We start from the raw sequence: 17209 nt of genomic DNA on the forward strand, positions 1-17209 counted from the left end.
GGCTAGAATTTACGTTTGTCCAACCAAGTTGCAAGAATAGTATTGAACTCGTCGGGGTGTTCCATCATAGGTGCGTGCCCACATTTTTCTATCCAGAACAAATCCGAATCAGGTAACAACTCATGAAATTCCTTGGCAACCTCCGGAGGCGTAACCGTATCGTTTTCTCCCCAAATAATACAAGTTGGTGTTTCCATTTTGGGGAGGTCTTTGGACATATTGTGCCTTATGGCGCTCTTTGCAATGGCCAACGTCTTAACTAATTTCATCCGGTCATTTACGGTAGCAAAAACTTCATCTACTATTTCTTTAGTGGCCACTTTAGGGTCGTAAAAGACGTCTTCAGCCTTTTGCTTGATGAAGTCGTAGTCACCTCTTCTTGGGTAACCATCACCCATCGCCTTTTCATAAAGCCCAGAACTGCCTGTAATCACAAGGGCTTTGACCATTTCGGGATACATTTTGGTATGAAGTAAACCTATATGTCCCCCCAAGGAATTTCCCAGCAATATGACATCCTTCAGTCCCTTAAACTCAATAAATTCTTCCAAAAACTTGGCAAAATTCTTTACCGTAGTCTTTAGCATGGGCATGTCGTAAATGGGAAGTTCGGGAATCAAAACCTGATACCCTTTGGACGGAAAATGCTCAGAAACACCTTGAAAATTACTTAGGCCACCCATCAATCCATGTAGGATGATTATGGGCTTCCCCTCACCTCGCTCAATGTAGTTGAACTTGCCTTCTCGAATGATTTGGTCTTCCATCTAAAGTTAGTTGGTACTGGGAGGGCAAATATAGGCAATTCATATCACAAAGATTTTTGAAGAAAATATGTGGTAATCCATTTGTGATGTGAATCTGAAGGGCAAAGGGATTTTTTCGTTTTAACACGAAAATCCCAACATTCATCGATAAATGTGGGGAATTTATTAACAAATGTGGAGTTAAGTGGAGAAATGTGGAAATAAAATCTATATATTTGAGTTGTTATTACTAACCAATTGATTTCTAGTGACCCATATCATAGGACAACATGATTGTAAAGCTGATAGCAAAGGAAGGGTAATGTTACCTATTTCCCTAAAAAACCAGCTATTACCTGTTTTGAAGGATGGGTTTGTTATTAAGAGGTCGGTTTTTCAACAATGTTTGGAGCTGTATCCCAAGAATGAATTTGACGTGTTGATGCAGAAGGTGATGAAGAAGAGCAAAATTAACCGGAAATATGACGCCTTTGTGCGAAACTTTGTGGCCGGAATGAAGGAGGTTGCTATTGATGGGGATTCAGGAAGGCTTCAAATACCCAAGAATTTGGTTGATTTCGCTGGTATAGGCAAAGAGGTGGTGTTGAATGCAGTTTTTGATAAAATCGAGATTTGGGACAAAGCAAAATATGAGAAGGTCCTGGATGAAGGGGAGAAAGATTATGCGGATTTAGCAGAAGAGATTTTTGCTGACGATGACTAGCGGGTATCACAATCCAGTTCTTCTGAAAGAGTCGGTGGACGGATTGGCAATAAAAAATGATGGAGTGTATGTGGATGTCACCTTTGGAGGTGGTGGGCATTCCAAGGAAATATTGAAAAGGTTGGGTGAGGATGGAAAATTGTTGGCTTTTGATCAGGATAAAGATGCATTGGCAAATGTCATTGAGGATTCCAGATTTCAGTTGATTAATCAGAATTTTCGATTTCTCAATCAATTTTTAAAGTTCTATGGCATTCGGGAAGTTGATGGAATCTTGGCAGACTTCGGGGTTTCTTCCCATCAGTTTGATAAAGCGGATAGAGGATTTTCCATCCGATTTGATGCGGACTTGGATATGCGCATGAATCAAGAGGATGAATTATCGGCTTTTAAAGTCGTGAATTCCTATTCACAAGAAAATCTAGCTTCGATTTTTCTGGCCTACGGTGAGCTTCGAAACGCTAAGGCTCTAGCCAGAAAGGTTGTTGAGGCAAGGGAAGCATCACCAATCAAAACAACAGAAGAACTGAAAACGGTTTTAAGGCCTTTTCTGCCCAAGGTAAAGGAGAACAAAATCTTGGCCCAGGTGTATCAAGCCATTCGTATTGAGGTGAATCAAGAGATAGAGGTGCTTAAGGAGTTTCTCCTTCAGGTACCAAACATTTTGAAAACAGGTGGGCGATTGAGTTTGATTAGCTATCACTCTTTGGAGGACCGCTTGGTGAAAAGGTTCATTAGGGATGGAAAGTTCGAAGGGGAGGCTGAAAAGGATTTTTACGGAAACGTGGATGTCCCCTTAAAAAAAGTGGGCGGTTTAATCGTTCCATCAGCAGAAGAAATAGCCATAAACAACAGAGCAAGGAGTGCTAAGCTTCGAATAGCAGAACGGATTTGAAGCAAAACAGAATCAATTAAAGAACGGAAAATGAAAAAAGGCTTATTGGATATTTTAAAAGGAAAGTTTTTGGTGAGCGGAGATGCCCCCAAAAACTGGCTTTTTTTATTGTTTGCTTCCTTTTTGGCCGCATTAATGATTTCCAGCAGTCACCGTGCCGATAAAAAAGTCCATGAGATAGCCGCATTGAATGAAGAAGTACGCAAGCTGCGTAGCGAGTTTGTGGAAGGTAGATCCGAGGTGCAACAAATGCGTTTGGAATCCTCGATACGTCAATCCATGGCTGAGGCAGGATTAGCTCCCTCAAAAAATCCCCCTAAAAAAATAAAGGTAAAGTCTGAAGAGTAATGGCCATCACTGAGAAAAACATAATGAATCGATTGTACCTGGTAGCGGGTGCGTTGTTTGTTTTTTCCATGGGCATTGTGTTCAAGTTGGCGGACATTCAAATGGTTAAGGGTAAAGATTATAAAGAATTGGCCCTTAACAATACGGAGAAGATGTTCACCATAGAGCCTAATCGAGGGAACCTTTACTCCCATGATGGAAGTTTGTTGGCAGCTTCGGTTCCCAAATATGAAATACGGTTTGATGCCAAGACTGTTTCGCAAGACAATTTTCAGAAATATGTTCCTGCATTGGCTGATTCTTTGGCGAGTCTTTTTAACAAACCGTCTTCCTACTACCGTCAATTGTTTCGAAAGGCAAGAGCCAATGGTAACCGATACAAATTGGTCGCCAGAAATGTGGATTATCTGGATTATGTGAAAATCAAGCAGTTTCCACTTTTCGAATTAGGTCCATATAAGGGTGGCTTTATTGAAACCCATAAGGTGGTTCGTGAATATCCCTTGGGAAAAATGGCCGCTCGCAGCATAGGTTATGAAAGAGTGGATGAAAACGGATACTATACCCGGGTCGGCATGGATGGTGCTTTTGGCGAACTATATCTAAGGGGAAAAGAAGGAAAGCGTTTAAAGCAAAAAATAGCGAAAGGGCAATGGAAGCCTGTTGGGTTGGATAACATCGTAGAACCTCAAGATGGGCGGGATGTAGTTTCCACCATTGATATCAATATCCAGGATATAGCGCACTATGCTTTGTTGGAGCAATTGGAAAAATACCAGGCGGACCACGGTAGCGTGGTGGTGATGGAAACCAGAACGGGTGAAATCAAGGCAATTTCCAATCTGGGAAGAACTTTGGAAGGAAAGTATTACGAAAAACTAAACTATGCGGTAGGTGAATCCCATGAGCCGGGCTCAACCTTTAAGTTGATGTCGTTGATTGCCGCCTTGGAAGATAAGGTGGTGGACACCAGCAGTGTATTTGATACGGAAAAAGGGAGGTACAAGGTGTATGACCGAGTTGTAAAAGACTCCCGATGGGGTGGATATGGAAAAATATCACTTGCCAAGGCTTTTGCTCTTTCCTCCAATACCGCTTTTGCAAAATTGATTCACGAAAACTACAAGGAAAAACCAGAGCAATTTGTAAATCGGTTAATGAACATGGATTTGCACAAGGAGTTGGGATTGCCCATTGTGGGCGAAGGTCAACCTGTACTTCGCTATCCAGGGGATAAAGGTTGGTCTGGAATATCCTTGGCCTGGATGTCCCATGGTTATGAAGTATCTATGACCCCACTACAAACCTTGGCATTTTATAATGCGATTGCCAACGATGGGACTTTTATCAAACCCAAATTGATAAAATCAGTAAAGGAGGGAAGCAAAGTTATTAAGGCGTTTGATAAAGAGGTCATTAACCCGTCCATTTGCTCCAAGGAAACTGTAAAAAAGGTACAGCAACTTCTAAAGGATGTTGTGGAGAAAGACTATGGAACAGGTCATGATTTGTATTCGCCAGAATTTAGTATGGCTGGAAAAACGGGTACTTGCCAAAAGAATTATGTAGCCAAAGACCCTGACAAGCTTGCTTATATTTCTTCATTTGTGGGATACTTTCCAGCGGATAATCCAAAGTATTCCTGCATCGTGGTGATTCATGAACCCGATAAGAGTGTGGGCTATTACGGGGCTGATGTTTCAGGTCCGGTCTTCAAATCCATGGCGCAAAAAATACATACAATTTCACCAGTTATTGACGAAGTGGATGAAGATATGCCCAAGTCAGATGAATTGGAAAAAGAATATCAACAATACTATGCCAAGGTTCAGAAAGAGTACAACCAAGTTCCCAATGTAAAGGGAATGTCTGGAATGGATGCCGTTTCATTGCTCGAAAATCTGGGACTTCAGGTTGAAATTCGAGGAAATGGAAAGGTAAAAGCGCAGTCTGTGGAACATGGAACCGCTTTGAAGAAGGTTACAAAAATTGTATTGGAACTATCATGATGTTGCTTAAGGACATATTATATGGAGTGAGTCTTTCAGCGGTCAGCGGAAGTACCAACATCATGGTAAATGAGGTGCATTTTGATTCTCGCAAGGTGGAAATGGACGATGTCTTTGTTGCGGTTAGAGGAACCATTACAGACGGGCATGAGTACATTTCCAAAGCGGTAGAATCTGGGGCGATTACGGTAGTTTGCGAAGAGTTTCCCGAATTGATGGTCAATGGGGTTACCTATTTGAAAGTGAACAATAGCAATAGTGCATTGGCCATAATTGCAAGCAATTTCTATGAAACTCCATCAAAAAACTTAAAACTGGTGGGTGTTACGGGCACCAATGGAAAAACCACAGTGACCACACTTTTGTATGATTTGTTCACCAAAGCTGGGTACAAAGTAGGTTTGCTTTCCACCATTCGGGTAATGATTCACGATAAGGAATATCCTGCAACCCATACCACCCCAGACGTACTATCCATAAATAAATACTTGTCCCAAATGAGCGAGGAGGGGGTGGAGTTCTGTTTTATGGAAGTCAGCTCCCATGGTATCCATCAAAAGAGAACGGAAGGTTTGCATTTTGCTGGTGCCATTTTCACCAATCTTTCCCACGACCATTTGGATTACCATAAAACCTTTGCTGAATATCGGGATACAAAGAAGAAATTATTTGATGACCTACCTAAATCTGCCTTTTGCCTCAGCAATACAGATGACAAAAATGGATTGGTCATGTTGCAAAACACCAAATCAAAGAAATTGACCTACGCACTAAAATCCTATGCTGATTATCGGGGTCAGATTTTGGAAAAGCAGTTCGATGGACAACTTCTCAAATTAGACGACAACGAGATTTGGACCAAACTTATCGGTGATTTCAATGCCTACAATTTACTGGCTATTTATGGGACTGCTTGTGAGTTAGGGCTGGATAAGATGGAAATACTGCGCCTTATCAGTGAACTGGAAACAGTGGATGGGCGATTCCAATATTTTATTTCAAAAGACAAAATAAAGGCCATTGTTGATTATGCCCATACGCCGGATGCGTTGAAAAATGTATTGATTACTATCAATGCATTGAGGACTGGAAATGAAAGCGTCATCACCGTTGTGGGGTGTGGTGGTGACCGTGACAAGTCGAAGCGTCCGGTTATGGGTCATATCGCCTCAGAAATGAGTGACCAAGCCATTTTCACCTCTGATAATCCGAGAAGCGAACCCCCTATGGAAATTATCAAGGAAATGGAAAACGGGGTAGAACCCCAAAACACCAAAAAAATATTATCCATTGAGGATAGGGGACAAGCCATTAAAGCTGCTTGCAAACTAGCTGCCACCAACGACATCATTTTGGTAGCTGGGAAGGGGCATGAAACCTATCAGGAGACCAATGGTGTACGAACAGATTTTGACGATTATAAAGAGTTGCAAAAGGCTTTGGAAAGCTTGAATAAATAACAGGATGCTATACTATATGTTTGAATATTTGGAAAAACAATATCAACTGCCTGGAGCGGGATTGTTTCAATTCTTGACTTTCCGTTCTGCGATGGCTGTCCTGTTATCGCTTTTGATAGCCATGATTTATGGAAAGCGAATTATCCTTTTCCTTCAGACGAAACAAATTGGTGAAAGTATCCGGGATTTAGGATTGGAAGGACAACAGCAGAAGGCTGGAACCCCAACGATGGGAGGATTGATAATTATTATGTCCACCTTACTTCCTGTCATCCTGTTTGCTGATATTAAAAATATCTATGTCATCCTTTTGATTATAACCACTGTCTGGATGGGAATCATTGGATTTGTTGACGACTACATCAAAATTTTCAAGAAAAACAAAAAGGGTTTAAAAGGAAGGTTCAAGGTGATGGGCCAAGTGGTTTTGGGACTTATAGTAGGCGCGGTATTGTATTTCCACCCGGCGGTAACCATTAAAGAAAAAGATTCCACCAGAATCACGGAAAATTTTAAGGTCGAGCAGGTTTATGGTGAAGAAATAAAGGCTGTTCGGACGAACGTACCTTTTTTCAAGAACAATGAGTTGGACTATGCGGAAATTATTGCATGGATGGGTGATGGTTTTGAAAATTATGCTTGGCTCATTTTCATTCCGGTGGTCATTGTAATCGTAACGGCGGTTTCCAATGGAGCCAATCTAACAGACGGGATTGATGGACTGGCAGCAGGCTCGTCAGCGATAATCGTTCTCACTCTTGGCATTTTTGCGTGGGTTTCAGGGAATATTGAGTTTTCGGGTTACCTAGACATTTTCTACCTGCCTAGGGTGGGGGAGTTAGTGGTTTTTATTGCGGCTTTTGCTGGGGCCTTAGTTGGTTTCCTGTGGTATAATGCCTATCCAGCCCAGGTTTTTATGGGAGATACGGGGAGTTTGACAATAGGTGGTGTTATTGCCGTAATCGCCATAATTGTGCGGAAAGAATTGCTGATACCATTATTGTGCGGAATTTTCTTTGCGGAGACGGTTTCTGTAATGCTTCAAGTGAGTTATTTCAAAAGAACCAAAAAAAAATACGGAGAAGGAAAACGATTGTTCTTGATGGCACCGCTGCATCATCATTATCAGAAGAAATTATATCACGAGAGCAAAATAGTCACACGATTTTGGATTATAGGGATTCTATTGGCCATTCTTAGCATAGTGACTCTAAAGGTGAGGTAAATGAGGCGTTTGGTGGTTCTTGGAGGCGGAGAAAGTGGAGTGGGAACCGCAATTTTGGGAAAAAAAGAGGGGTATCAAGTTTTTGTATCAGACAAGGGGGAGATACAACCAAAGTATAAAGAAGTTCTTGAACATTTTGAGATTGAATGGGAGTCAGAAAACCATTCTGAAGATAGGATTTTACAGGCAGATGTGGTAATGAAAAGTCCGGGTATTCCTGATAAGGTACCCTTGGTGGTGAAATTGAGGGAAAAAGGTATTCCGGTAATTTCTGAAATGGAGTTTGCTGCTCAATTTTCGGAAGCAACTGTTATCGGAATTACAGGGAGTAATGGAAAGACCACCACGACTATGTTGACCCATCATTTGCTGAAAAATGGAGGATTAAATGCTGGATTGGCTGGTAATATCGGCGATAGCTATGCTAAAATGGTGGCGGAACAAGATTTTGACCCGTATGCCTTGGAAATCAGTAGTTTTCAATTGGATGGTATCAGAGATTTTAGACCTCACATCGCCATACTCACCAATATCACTCCTGACCATTTGGACCGATATGAGTATCAGTTCGAAAAGTATATCGCTTCGAAGTTTCGAATTACAATGAATCAAACCGAAGATGACTTTTTCATTTACGATGCAGATGACCCGGTGATACGCGAAGGACTTCAAAAATTCCCAATTCAATCCAAATTAGTGCCATTCTCCATAAAGCAAAAATTGGAAACTGGAGCTTGGCTGGAACACGACATTATAAAAATGAATATTGAACATAAAACCTTGGAAATGAGTACAGATATTTTGGCCTTGGAAGGCCAACACAACCTAAAGAACACGATGGCAGCAAGTCTGGCCGCGCTTTTGGTGAATGTTAGGAAGGAAACCATACGTCAAAGTATCCAGACATTTCAAGGGGTGCCTCATCGTTTGGAGAAAGTTCTGAAAATCAACCATGTGGAATACATCAACGATTCCAAAGCTACCAATGTAAATGCGACCTATTATGCTTTGGATGGTATTAAAAGGCCGATAGTTTGGATTGTAGGTGGTGTCGATAAAGGAAATGACTATTCAGAATTAATGCCGTTGGTGCGTGAGAAGGTGAAGGCCATCATTTGTTTGGGAATGGACAACACCCGAATCAAGGAGGCATTTGGAAACGTAATAGAATTAATGGTGGAGACCTATTCAATGCACGAAGCTGTAAAGGTGGCTTACAAAATTGGAGAGCGTGGAGATAGTGTATTGCTCTCCCCTGCCTGCGCCAGTTTTGACCTTTTCGAAAACTACGAGGACAGAGGAAATCAATTTAAGGAAGAAATAAAAAGACTATAAGATGTTGGCACTGCTGAAAAATTTGAAAGGAGATAAGGCTATCTGGGGCGTAGTTGCCCTGTTGGCCCTCTTCTCATTTTTGCCGGTGTACAGTGCCAGTACCAATTTAGTGTACGTCAATGACGATGGCACAACTTTAGGACACTTGGTAAAGCATGGAGTGCTTTTGTTTTTGGGTTTTGGAATTATTTATGCCGTACATCGCATTCCAACACACTATTTTAAGGGACTTTCCATAATCGCATTGCCCATTGTTTTGATTCTTCTGGCATATACCCTAACCGTCGAAACAAAAATTGGTGGGGTAACCGCAAACAGATGGATTAAGATACCCTTTGTGGGTGTCAATTTTCAGACCTCCACCTTGGCTTCGGTGGTCTTAATGATATGGATTGCTAGGTACCTAACTAAGATAAAAGACATTCAAATCTCCTTTAAGGAGAGTATTTTACCCTTGTGGCTTCCAACTGCTTTGGTGGTGTTGTTGATTTTGCCAGAAAATTTTTCCACAGCGGCCATTATAAGCTTTTTGGTATTGGTATTGTGCTTTCTTGGGGGATATCCCTTAAAGTACCTGTTCTCTATAATGGGAGTAGGACTGGTTTTGGGAGGCATGTTTCTTTTTGTGCTGTTTAAGGCGCCAGATATGCTCCCGCAACGTGCAGGCACATGGAAATCAAGAATAGAAACCTTTTGGAGTCCAGAAAAAGCAGATAGTGACGATTTACATCAACTGACTCTGGCAAAAATCGCTGTTGCTGAAGGCGGGTTGGTTGGAAAAGGAGCTGGGAAAAGTGTTATCAAAAATATGCTATCCCAAAGTACGTCTGATTTCATTTTTGCCATCATCATTGAGGAATATGGACTGTTGGGAGGAGGGGCATTGCTATTTTTCTATTTGTTACTGTTGTTTAGGATTGTGGTTGTCGCCAATTCCGCCAAGACCACTTTCTCAAAACTGTTGGTCATAGGGGTTGGATTGCCCATAGTGTTCCAAGCATTTGTCAATATGGCGGTAGTTGTGCAGTTATTTCCGGTAACGGGACAACCATTGCCTTTAATAAGTATGGGAGGAACGTCTATCTGGATGACCTGTATGGCCATTGGAATTGTACTGAGTGCGAGCAACAAAAGTGAAAATTTAGAAGAGGAATCCTATGATATGGATGAAAGTAACCCTTTGGAAGTATTAAGTGGGCAACTATAGATTCATACTTTCTGGAGGTGGTACAGGCGGACATATTTACCCAGCTATCGCTATCGCAAATGAGTTAAAGCGAAGGTATCCAGAATCGGAATTTCTGTTTGTGGGGGCAAAGGATAAGATGGAGATGGAAAAAGTGCCAAAGGCAGGCTTCAAAATTGAAGGCCTTTGGATAAGTGGATTGCAAAGAAAATTAACGTGGAAAAACATCATGTTTCCACTAAAACTGATATCAAGTTTGATTAGGGCCGGTAAAATACTGAAGAAGTTTAATCCCGATGTTGCTATTGGAACGGGAGGCTTCGCAAGCGGCCCACTTTTGAAGAAGGCAGCTCAAAGAAATGTTCCTTATGTGCTTCAAGAGCAAAATTCATTTGCGGGTATTACCAACAAGTTATTGGCTGCCAAAGCAAACCGAATCTGCGTCGCTTACGAGAATATGGAGCGATTCTTTCCAAAAGAAAAAATCGTAAAAACAGGAAACCCCGTTCGCGCTGATTTAGTGAGTATCGAAACTGATAAACAGAACTCCCTTTCCTTCTTTGAGCTTGACCAAAACAAGAAAACAATTTTGATTTTGGGAGGCAGTTTAGGGGCACGTAGAGTCAATCAGTTAATAGAGAGTAAACTAGGATTTTTCAAAAACCAAGGAGTTCAATTGCTATGGCAGTGTGGGAAACTGTATTGGGAGGATTACAAAAATCATGAGTCTGAGACCGTTAAAGTGAAAGCTTTTGTGAATAGGATGGATTTGGCCTATTCGGCGGCTGATGTTATTATTTCTCGAGCCGGCGCAGGTTCCGTATCTGAATTATGCTTGGTAGGAAAACCAGTCTTGTTTATTCCTTCCCCCAATGTGGCTGAAGACCATCAAACCAAAAATGCGAAAGCATTGGAAATTGAGAATGCTGCATTGGTCTTAAAAGAAAGTGAACTGGATGAAAAATTTGAATCTGTTTTCTCACAGCTTTTAGCTTCTAAAGAAGAACAGGAAATGCTCGGTGCCAACATTAAAAGAATGGCCTTGCCCCAAGCAACAGAGCATATCGTGGACGAAATTGAAAAATTACTTAAATGAACGTAAAGGATATACATAATGTCTTCTTTGTAGGTATCGGAGGTATTGGTATGTCTGCTTTGGCTAGCTATTTCAATTATTTAGGGAAGCAAGTCGTTGGTTATGATCGGGTGGAGTCCCCAATTACCAAAGAACTTCTGAAAAAAGGTGTTTCTGTTCATTTTGAGGATGATTTAAACTTTATTCCTGAGTCATTTAAATCAATAGAAAATACACTTGTAGTGTATACACCGGCGGTTCCAAATACCCATTCCCAGCTTCAATATTTCAGGGAAAATGGATTTGAGATCAAAAAGCGGGCTGAGGTCTTGGGCATCATTACCAGAGATACTTTTTGCTTTGCTGTAGCCGGAACCCATGGAAAAACAACTACCTCATGTATACTGGCGCATTTGCTTCATGAGTGCGGAATGCCCATTACGGCATTTTTAGGAGGGATTTCAGAAAATTTCAATAGCAACTTTTTGCTGGAAGGAACTGAATATTCCGTAGTTGAGGCAGATGAATTTGATCGCTCATTTTTGCACTTATCGCCAGATGTGGCATGCATTACTTCTATGGATGCGGACCATTTGGACATTTATGGAAATCCGGAAGAACTGAAAAAAACGTTTGGAGATTTTTCAAAAAAAATAAAATCAGAGGGTGTTCTTTTCATAAAGAACGGCTTGCCTTTGGAAGGAATCACCTTCGGAATTGAAGATGATTCCGATTACCGAATAGAAAATATCACAATTGAACATGGAACCTACATTTTTGATTTGATCTCGCCAAAAGGAAGATTGGAAAAAACCCGCTTCAATCAACCTGGACGGCATAATTTGCTCAATGGATTAGTTGCCTTCGCGATGGCGGTGCATGCGGGTTGTCCGCTGCACCGTTTAGCTGGGGCTATGGACACCTTTAAAGGGGTACAGCGAAGGTTCTCCTATCAAATCAAAGAAGAAGGTTTGGTGTTTATAGACGATTATGCACATCATCCCACAGAGATTAATGCGGTATTTGACGCGATTAGTGAGATGTATCCCCTTGAAGAGGTGACTGCAGTTTTTCAACCGCACTTATTTTCAAGAACCCAGGATTTTGCGGATGACTTTGCGCGTAGTCTCGAAAAATTTACCGTGATATTGCTCTTGGACATATACCCAGCCCGGGAAGAACCCATTGAAGGAGTGACATCGGAATGGCTGTTGGAAAAGATAAAAAACCCGAATAAAAAACTAGTGGATAAATCCAATCTAATTCAAGAATTGAAGAAGACGAAAACCAAGATATTGGTTACCATGGGAGCTGGTGATATTGGTCTGGAAGTATCCAAAATAAAAGAAGAATTGGCCTATGCGAGTTAATTGGGACATACTAAAACTATTTATTTTGATGATATCGGTTATCGGTCTCTATGGTTTCTCAGATTATCGGAGCAACCAAAGAAAAATCGATAAGATTTCCATCAACTTTCTGGGAGACAACAACTTATTTATTGACGAAGCCTCAGTTAATAAATTGTTAATACAAAATTATGGCAGTGTCAAAAATAGGACTAAAGAACAATTAGTTTTGAATACCATAGAGAAGGTAATTCAGTCCAACGATATGGTAAAAAAAGCCCAAATCTATTTCACCGTAGATGGCAAGCTTATTTCTAAGATTGTTCAGCGAAAACCCATTGGAAGAATAGAAAGCGCATCGAAGTTTTACTTGGATGACGTTGGAAAACGTATGCCATTGTCAAAACACCATTCCGCACGTGTTCCCATAATTACGGGGAAAATCACAGGAAAAACATTGGAAGATGCGTATACAATTCTAAACTATATCAACGCGGATGACTTTCTTAGAAAAAATGTGATTGGTATCCACGTTGAAGAAGAAGGAAGCTATCAACTCAGGTTCAGAATGGAAAATTTTGTGGTTAATCTGGGCGGAGTGGATAATCTAAACGAAAAGTTTAAAAATTTCATGGCTTTCTACGCAAAAGCGACCAAAGACAATTCTTTGGAAAAATATGCTGTAGTCAGCCTCGAATTCAACAATCAAGTGGTTTGCACCAAAATTTAAAGTATGGAACAGGGTAATTATTCAGTTGGATTGGACATTGGAACTACCAAAATCGTAGCGATTATTGGTAAGGAAAATGAGTATGGTAAAATCGAAGTTCTAGGAACGGGAAAGTCTAAAAGTCTTGGGGTTCATCGTGGAGTGGTGAACAACATCACCCAGACTATTTCCTCAATTCAACAAGCTGTAGAACAAGCGGAGTTGAATGCTGGTTTAAAAATAGGTTCGGTTGTCGTGGGTATTGCAGGTCAACATATACGCAGTCTTCAGCATAGCGATTATATCACTAGAGCCAATTCGGAAGAAGTAATTGGAGATGATGATTTGGATAAGTTGTGTAATCAAGTGTACAAATTGGTTATGCTACCCGGAGAAGAAATCATCCATGTGCTTCCCCAAGAGTACAAGGTAGATGGTCAATCCGAAATCAAGGAGCCCAGGGGAATGTACGGCGGAAGATTGGAAGCAAACTTCCATGTGGTTGTTGGTCAAGTTTCTTCAATCAAAAACATCGGTAGATGTATTAAAAGTGCTGGGTTGGATTTGGGTAATATCACTTTGGAACCCTTAGCCTCCTCCGATGCGGTTTTGAGTCAAGAAGAAAAAGAAGCGGGAGTTGCCCTAATAGATATAGGGGGTGGAACTACAGATTTGGCCATTTTCAAAGATGGCATTATCAGACATACTGCTGTAATTCCTTTCGGTGGAAATGTGATTACCGAAGATATCAAGGAGGGCTGTTCCATCATCGAAAAACAAGCGGAGTTGTTGAAGATGAAGTTTGGCTCAGCGTGGCCAGGGGAAAACAAGGATAACGAAATAGTTTCCATTCCAGGATTGCGAGGTCGCGAACCGAAAGAAATCACCTTAAAGAATCTTTCCAAGATTATCCATGCCCGTGTTGTGGAAATTATTGAACAGGTATATGTAGAAATTAAAAACTACGGTCACGAAGAACAAAAGAAAAAACTGATTGCTGGTATCGTCTTGACCGGTGGTGGTAGCCAATTAAAACACCTTAAGCAATTGGTGGAATACATTACAGGTATGGATACCCGCATAGGATATCCGAATGAGCACTTGGCGGGAGATTCCGATGAGGAAATTGCCAGTCCGTTGTATGCCACCGCAGTGGGATTGTTGATGAATGCCATTGAAAACCAGAAGAAGAACATGGGTCTAGAAAACGAATCCATGGAAGAAGAAGTATTGGTGGAACAAGAGGTTTCCGAAGGGCAGGCCTCTGGTACCTACAATAAAGAGCGCAAATCTATTTTCGATAAATGGTCTGAAAAGTTGAAGGACTTTTTGGACAATGCAGAATAATAACCCCTTTGAGCAAAAAAATAAACAATACAAAGAACGACATGAGTAAGAGCAACGAATTTGACAACATCGCTTTTGATTTACCCAAGAATAAAAGCAACGTTATAAAAGTAATTGGAGTAGGAGGAGGTGGCAGTAATGCCATCAACCACATGTTTTTAGCCGGTATTAATGGTGTGGATTTCGTTATCTGCAATACCGATGCGCAAGCCTTACAAAATAGTTCTGTCCCCAATAAAATTCAGTTGGGAGTTTCCCTAACAGAAGGGTTGGGTGCCGGAGCTAACCCAGAGGTGGGCGAACAAGCCGCTTTGGAAAGTATGGAGGATATCAAAGCCATGTTGGAAAGTACCACCAAAATGGCATTCATTACTGCCGGAATGGGAGGTGGTACAGGTACTGGTGCTGCACCCGTTATTGCCAAACTGGCTCGTGAGATGGACATTTTGACCGTGGGTATTGTCACTATTCCTTTTCAATTTGAAGGTGCCATGCGAAACAAGCAAGCGCAACTAGGAATTGAAAAATTGCGTTCCAATGTGGATTCTTTGATTGTTATTAATAACAACAAGCTTCGGGAAGTTTACGGTAATCTTGGGTTTAAAGCCGGTTTCTCTAAAGCAGACGAGGTTTTGGCAACCGCTGCTCGGGGTATTGCCGAAGTAATTACGCATCACTACACTCAGAACATTGACTTACGTGATGCTAAAACGGTTTTGTCTGATAGTGGAACCGCGATTATGGGTTCTGCCACGGCATCAGGTTCCGCAAGAGCTGGAGAAGCTATTATGAAAGCCCTGGATTCCCCATTGTTAAACGATAATAAAATCAATGGTGCCAAAAACGTATTGTTGCTCATCGTTTCAGGCACCCAAGAAATCACCATTGATGAAATTGGAGAAATTAATGATTACATCCAGATTGAAGCAGGTCATGGAGCCAACATCATAATGGGAGTTGGAGAAGATAATGACTTGGGTGATGCGATTGCTGTTACCGTAATTGCCACGGGTTTTCATGCGGATCAACAGGATGAAATAGTGAATACGGAAACCAAAAAGGTATTCTATACCCTCGAAGACGAACAAACTGCTGAGCAGGAACTTACCACACAATCCACTTCAATTCAGGATATAAAGGTTGAAGTAGAGGAGGTGGAAGCAGCACCAGTAGTACGCCATACTTTGGAAATGGAAGAGGATATCATTGAGGAACCTAAGGAGGAGGAGCAATCTGTGGATTTAATTCCAACCACAAAGTACCTCAGAAACTTCAATGTGTTTTATGAGGAAGTAGTACCTGAGAATGTAGAAGATGACTTTGTCATTATAGAAGCCAAAAGCATTCTACACAATATCGAAGTGACTGACCCTGAGGTAGTCGAACCACAAAAAGAAGAAGATCAATTCGCCCTTACTTTCGACATGCCTATCAATGAACCATCCAAGGAAGAATCTCCGAATACTATAGTCTTTGATTTGGACAGTGATGTGAAAGATATTGAGGTAAAGGAGTATGTGGAGGTAAGTCCGGTGTTGGAGTTCAAAAAGGAAGGTGAAACAAGATACAATCTTGAAGAGTATATGGAGTTGGAAACCCAATTGACCGGTGCAAAATCGGTAGCCGAAACCCATGAGCCCAAACTGGTTGAAAACGAATTAGTATTCGAAAAGAAGACTTTGGAGATTCAAGATACTTCGGAAAATGAGAATACCCCTCAGAACAGCAAGGACCCAATGAATAGCTCTATAAATGACTTATTGGCGGAACGGGCTGATGAACGGAGAAAAAAATTAAAAAATTTCAATTACAAATTTCAAAATAATCGAAGTAGCATCGATGAAATTGAGAAACAACCTGCATATAAAAGACAGGGCGTTGATTTAGATGACACACCTACAGAGCAGAAAGTCTCTAGGACCACCTTGAGTGAGGATAGCAATGACGAAATGCAACTGCGTTCCAATAACTCATTCTTGCACGATAATGTTGATTAGTAGTGTTTAAAAAGCATCCATTTTATATGGAAAGCTTAAACCCGGAAGTTGTGAAACTTTCGGGTTTATTTTTTTATCTTCGCAGCCCAAATAGGATTAACAATGGGTTTGCAGGAACAAGTAATGACGGAGATGAAGGCCGCAATGAAAGCCAAGAATACTGTGGCTTTGGAATCCTTGCGCGCTATTAAATCGGCTTTGCTTTTGGCAAGTACCGAAAAAGGTGCTTCAGAAGGGTTATCGGAGGCCGATGAGATAAAATTGGTGCAAAAACTGGTAAAACAGCGTAAAGATAGTGCGGCGATATTCACGGAGCAGGGCAGGCAGGACTTAGCTGAACCAGAATTGGCACAAGCAGCGATTATTGAACAATTTTTACCGGAACAATTAAGTGAAGCAGACATTGAAAAGGTAGTGGTAAAAGCTATAGCTTCTGTCGGTGCATCGGGCATGCAGGACATGGGAAAGGTAATGGGAATGGTTTCCAAAGAATTGGCTGGTCAAGCCGATGGAAAAACAATTTCCACAATTGTAAAAGCAAAATTGAGTAATTAACTCACTGTTATGTCATTCCCATGAAAATGGGAATCTATTTGAAGTTATGCTATTAGATTCCTGCCTCCGCAGGAATGACAGGATTAATCAAACATGGCCCAGTAGTTCAACTGGATAGAATATCAGATTTCGGCTCTGAGGGTTGGGGGTTCGAATCCTCCCTGGGTCACGAATAAGTGGAAAAGCTTCACGTCAAATCAAGCTTGCTTGAATTTGTAAGTGGGGCTTTTCCACTTTCAACGCGGAGCG

General features: G+C 41.2%; 15 protein-coding genes and 1 tRNA gene. 15 read left to right on the forward strand and 1 reads right to left on the reverse strand.

The window, feature by feature from the left end:
* Window positions 1–2: 2 nt before the first annotated feature.
* Window positions 3–767: an alpha/beta fold hydrolase gene (locus ACSLUF_RS04000; protein ID WP_435624840.1), complete on the reverse strand. Its 765-nt coding sequence runs from the start codon at window positions 765–767 to the stop codon at window positions 3–5.
* 247 nt (window positions 768–1014) lie between these two features.
* Between ACSLUF_RS04000 and ACSLUF_RS04005 the strand changes: the two genes are divergently transcribed.
* The 15 genes from ACSLUF_RS04005 (at window position 1015) to ACSLUF_RS04075 (ending at window position 17129) form a co-directional block, all read left to right on the forward strand.
* Window positions 1015–1470, forward strand: a complete 456-nt coding sequence (locus ACSLUF_RS04005; protein WP_435624841.1) for a division/cell wall cluster transcriptional repressor MraZ — start codon at window positions 1015–1017, stop codon at window positions 1468–1470.
* Window positions 1463–2365, forward strand: a complete 903-nt coding sequence (rsmH, locus tag ACSLUF_RS04010) for a 16S rRNA (cytosine(1402)-N(4))-methyltransferase RsmH (RefSeq protein ID WP_435624842.1) — start codon at window positions 1463–1465, stop codon at window positions 2363–2365. The genes ACSLUF_RS04005 and rsmH overlap by 8 nt, the downstream gene beginning before the upstream one ends.
* Window positions 2366–2395: 30 nt before the next feature.
* Window positions 2396–2713 (forward strand): FtsL-like putative cell division protein, encoded by a 318-nt coding sequence (locus ACSLUF_RS04015; RefSeq protein WP_435624843.1) that lies wholly within the window; start codon window positions 2396–2398, stop codon window positions 2711–2713.
* A complete protein-coding gene (locus ACSLUF_RS04020; protein ID WP_435624844.1) occupies window positions 2713–4722 on the forward strand; it encodes a penicillin-binding protein in 2010 nt (669 codons plus the stop codon). The genes ACSLUF_RS04015 and ACSLUF_RS04020 overlap by 1 nt, the downstream gene beginning before the upstream one ends.
* Entirely contained in the window at window positions 4719–6182 is a 1464-nt protein-coding gene (locus ACSLUF_RS04025) for a UDP-N-acetylmuramoyl-L-alanyl-D-glutamate--2,6-diaminopimelate ligase (protein ID WP_435624845.1), read from the forward strand. The genes ACSLUF_RS04020 and ACSLUF_RS04025 overlap by 4 nt, the downstream gene beginning before the upstream one ends.
* A gap of 4 nt (window positions 6183–6186) precedes the next feature.
* Window positions 6187–7407 (forward strand): phospho-N-acetylmuramoyl-pentapeptide-transferase, encoded by a 1221-nt coding sequence (gene mraY / locus ACSLUF_RS04030; RefSeq protein WP_435624846.1) that lies wholly within the window; start codon window positions 6187–6189, stop codon window positions 7405–7407.
* On the forward strand, window positions 7408–8742 hold the full coding sequence (gene murD, locus ACSLUF_RS04035; RefSeq protein WP_435624847.1) for a UDP-N-acetylmuramoyl-L-alanine--D-glutamate ligase: 1335 nt from the start codon (window positions 7408–7410) through the stop codon (window positions 8740–8742).
* A gap of 1 nt (window position 8743) precedes the next feature.
* Window positions 8744–9949, forward strand: a complete 1206-nt coding sequence (locus tag ACSLUF_RS04040; protein ID WP_435624848.1) for an FtsW/RodA/SpoVE family cell cycle protein — start codon at window positions 8744–8746, stop codon at window positions 9947–9949.
* A complete protein-coding gene (gene murG, locus ACSLUF_RS04045; protein ID WP_435624849.1) occupies window positions 9936–11024 on the forward strand; it encodes an undecaprenyldiphospho-muramoylpentapeptide beta-N-acetylglucosaminyltransferase in 1089 nt (362 codons plus the stop codon). The genes ACSLUF_RS04040 and murG overlap by 14 nt, the downstream gene beginning before the upstream one ends.
* Entirely contained in the window at window positions 11021–12373 is a 1353-nt protein-coding gene (gene murC, locus ACSLUF_RS04050) for a UDP-N-acetylmuramate--L-alanine ligase (RefSeq protein WP_435624850.1), read from the forward strand. Before murG ends, murC begins: the two co-directional genes overlap by 4 nt.
* 28 nt (window positions 12374–12401) lie before the next feature.
* Entirely contained in the window at window positions 12402–13082 is a 681-nt protein-coding gene (locus tag ACSLUF_RS04055; protein WP_435624851.1) for a cell division protein FtsQ/DivIB, read from the forward strand.
* A gap of 3 nt (window positions 13083–13085) precedes the next feature.
* Complete coding sequence (ftsA, locus tag ACSLUF_RS04060) at window positions 13086–14408, forward strand: cell division protein FtsA (protein WP_435624852.1); 1323 nt, start codon at window positions 13086–13088, stop codon at window positions 14406–14408.
* A 41-nt stretch (window positions 14409–14449) separates the two neighbouring features.
* The gene (ftsZ, locus tag ACSLUF_RS04065) at window positions 14450–16405 is read left to right on the forward strand and encodes a cell division protein FtsZ (RefSeq protein WP_435624853.1); all 1956 of its coding nucleotides are present in this window, start codon (window positions 14450–14452) and stop codon (window positions 16403–16405) included.
* Window positions 16406–16507: 102 nt separating this feature from the next.
* A complete protein-coding gene (locus ACSLUF_RS04070; RefSeq protein WP_435624854.1) occupies window positions 16508–16960 on the forward strand; it encodes a GatB/YqeY domain-containing protein in 453 nt (150 codons plus the stop codon).
* 95 nt (window positions 16961–17055) lie between these two features.
* A tRNA-Arg gene (locus ACSLUF_RS04075) sits at window positions 17056–17129 on the forward strand.
* The last annotated feature ends 80 nt before the right edge of the window (window positions 17130–17209 follow it).

Origin of the sequence: Flagellimonas sp. (assembly GCF_965601775.1) — a bacterium.
GTDB lineage: Bacteria > Bacteroidota > Bacteroidia > Flavobacteriales > Flavobacteriaceae > Flagellimonas.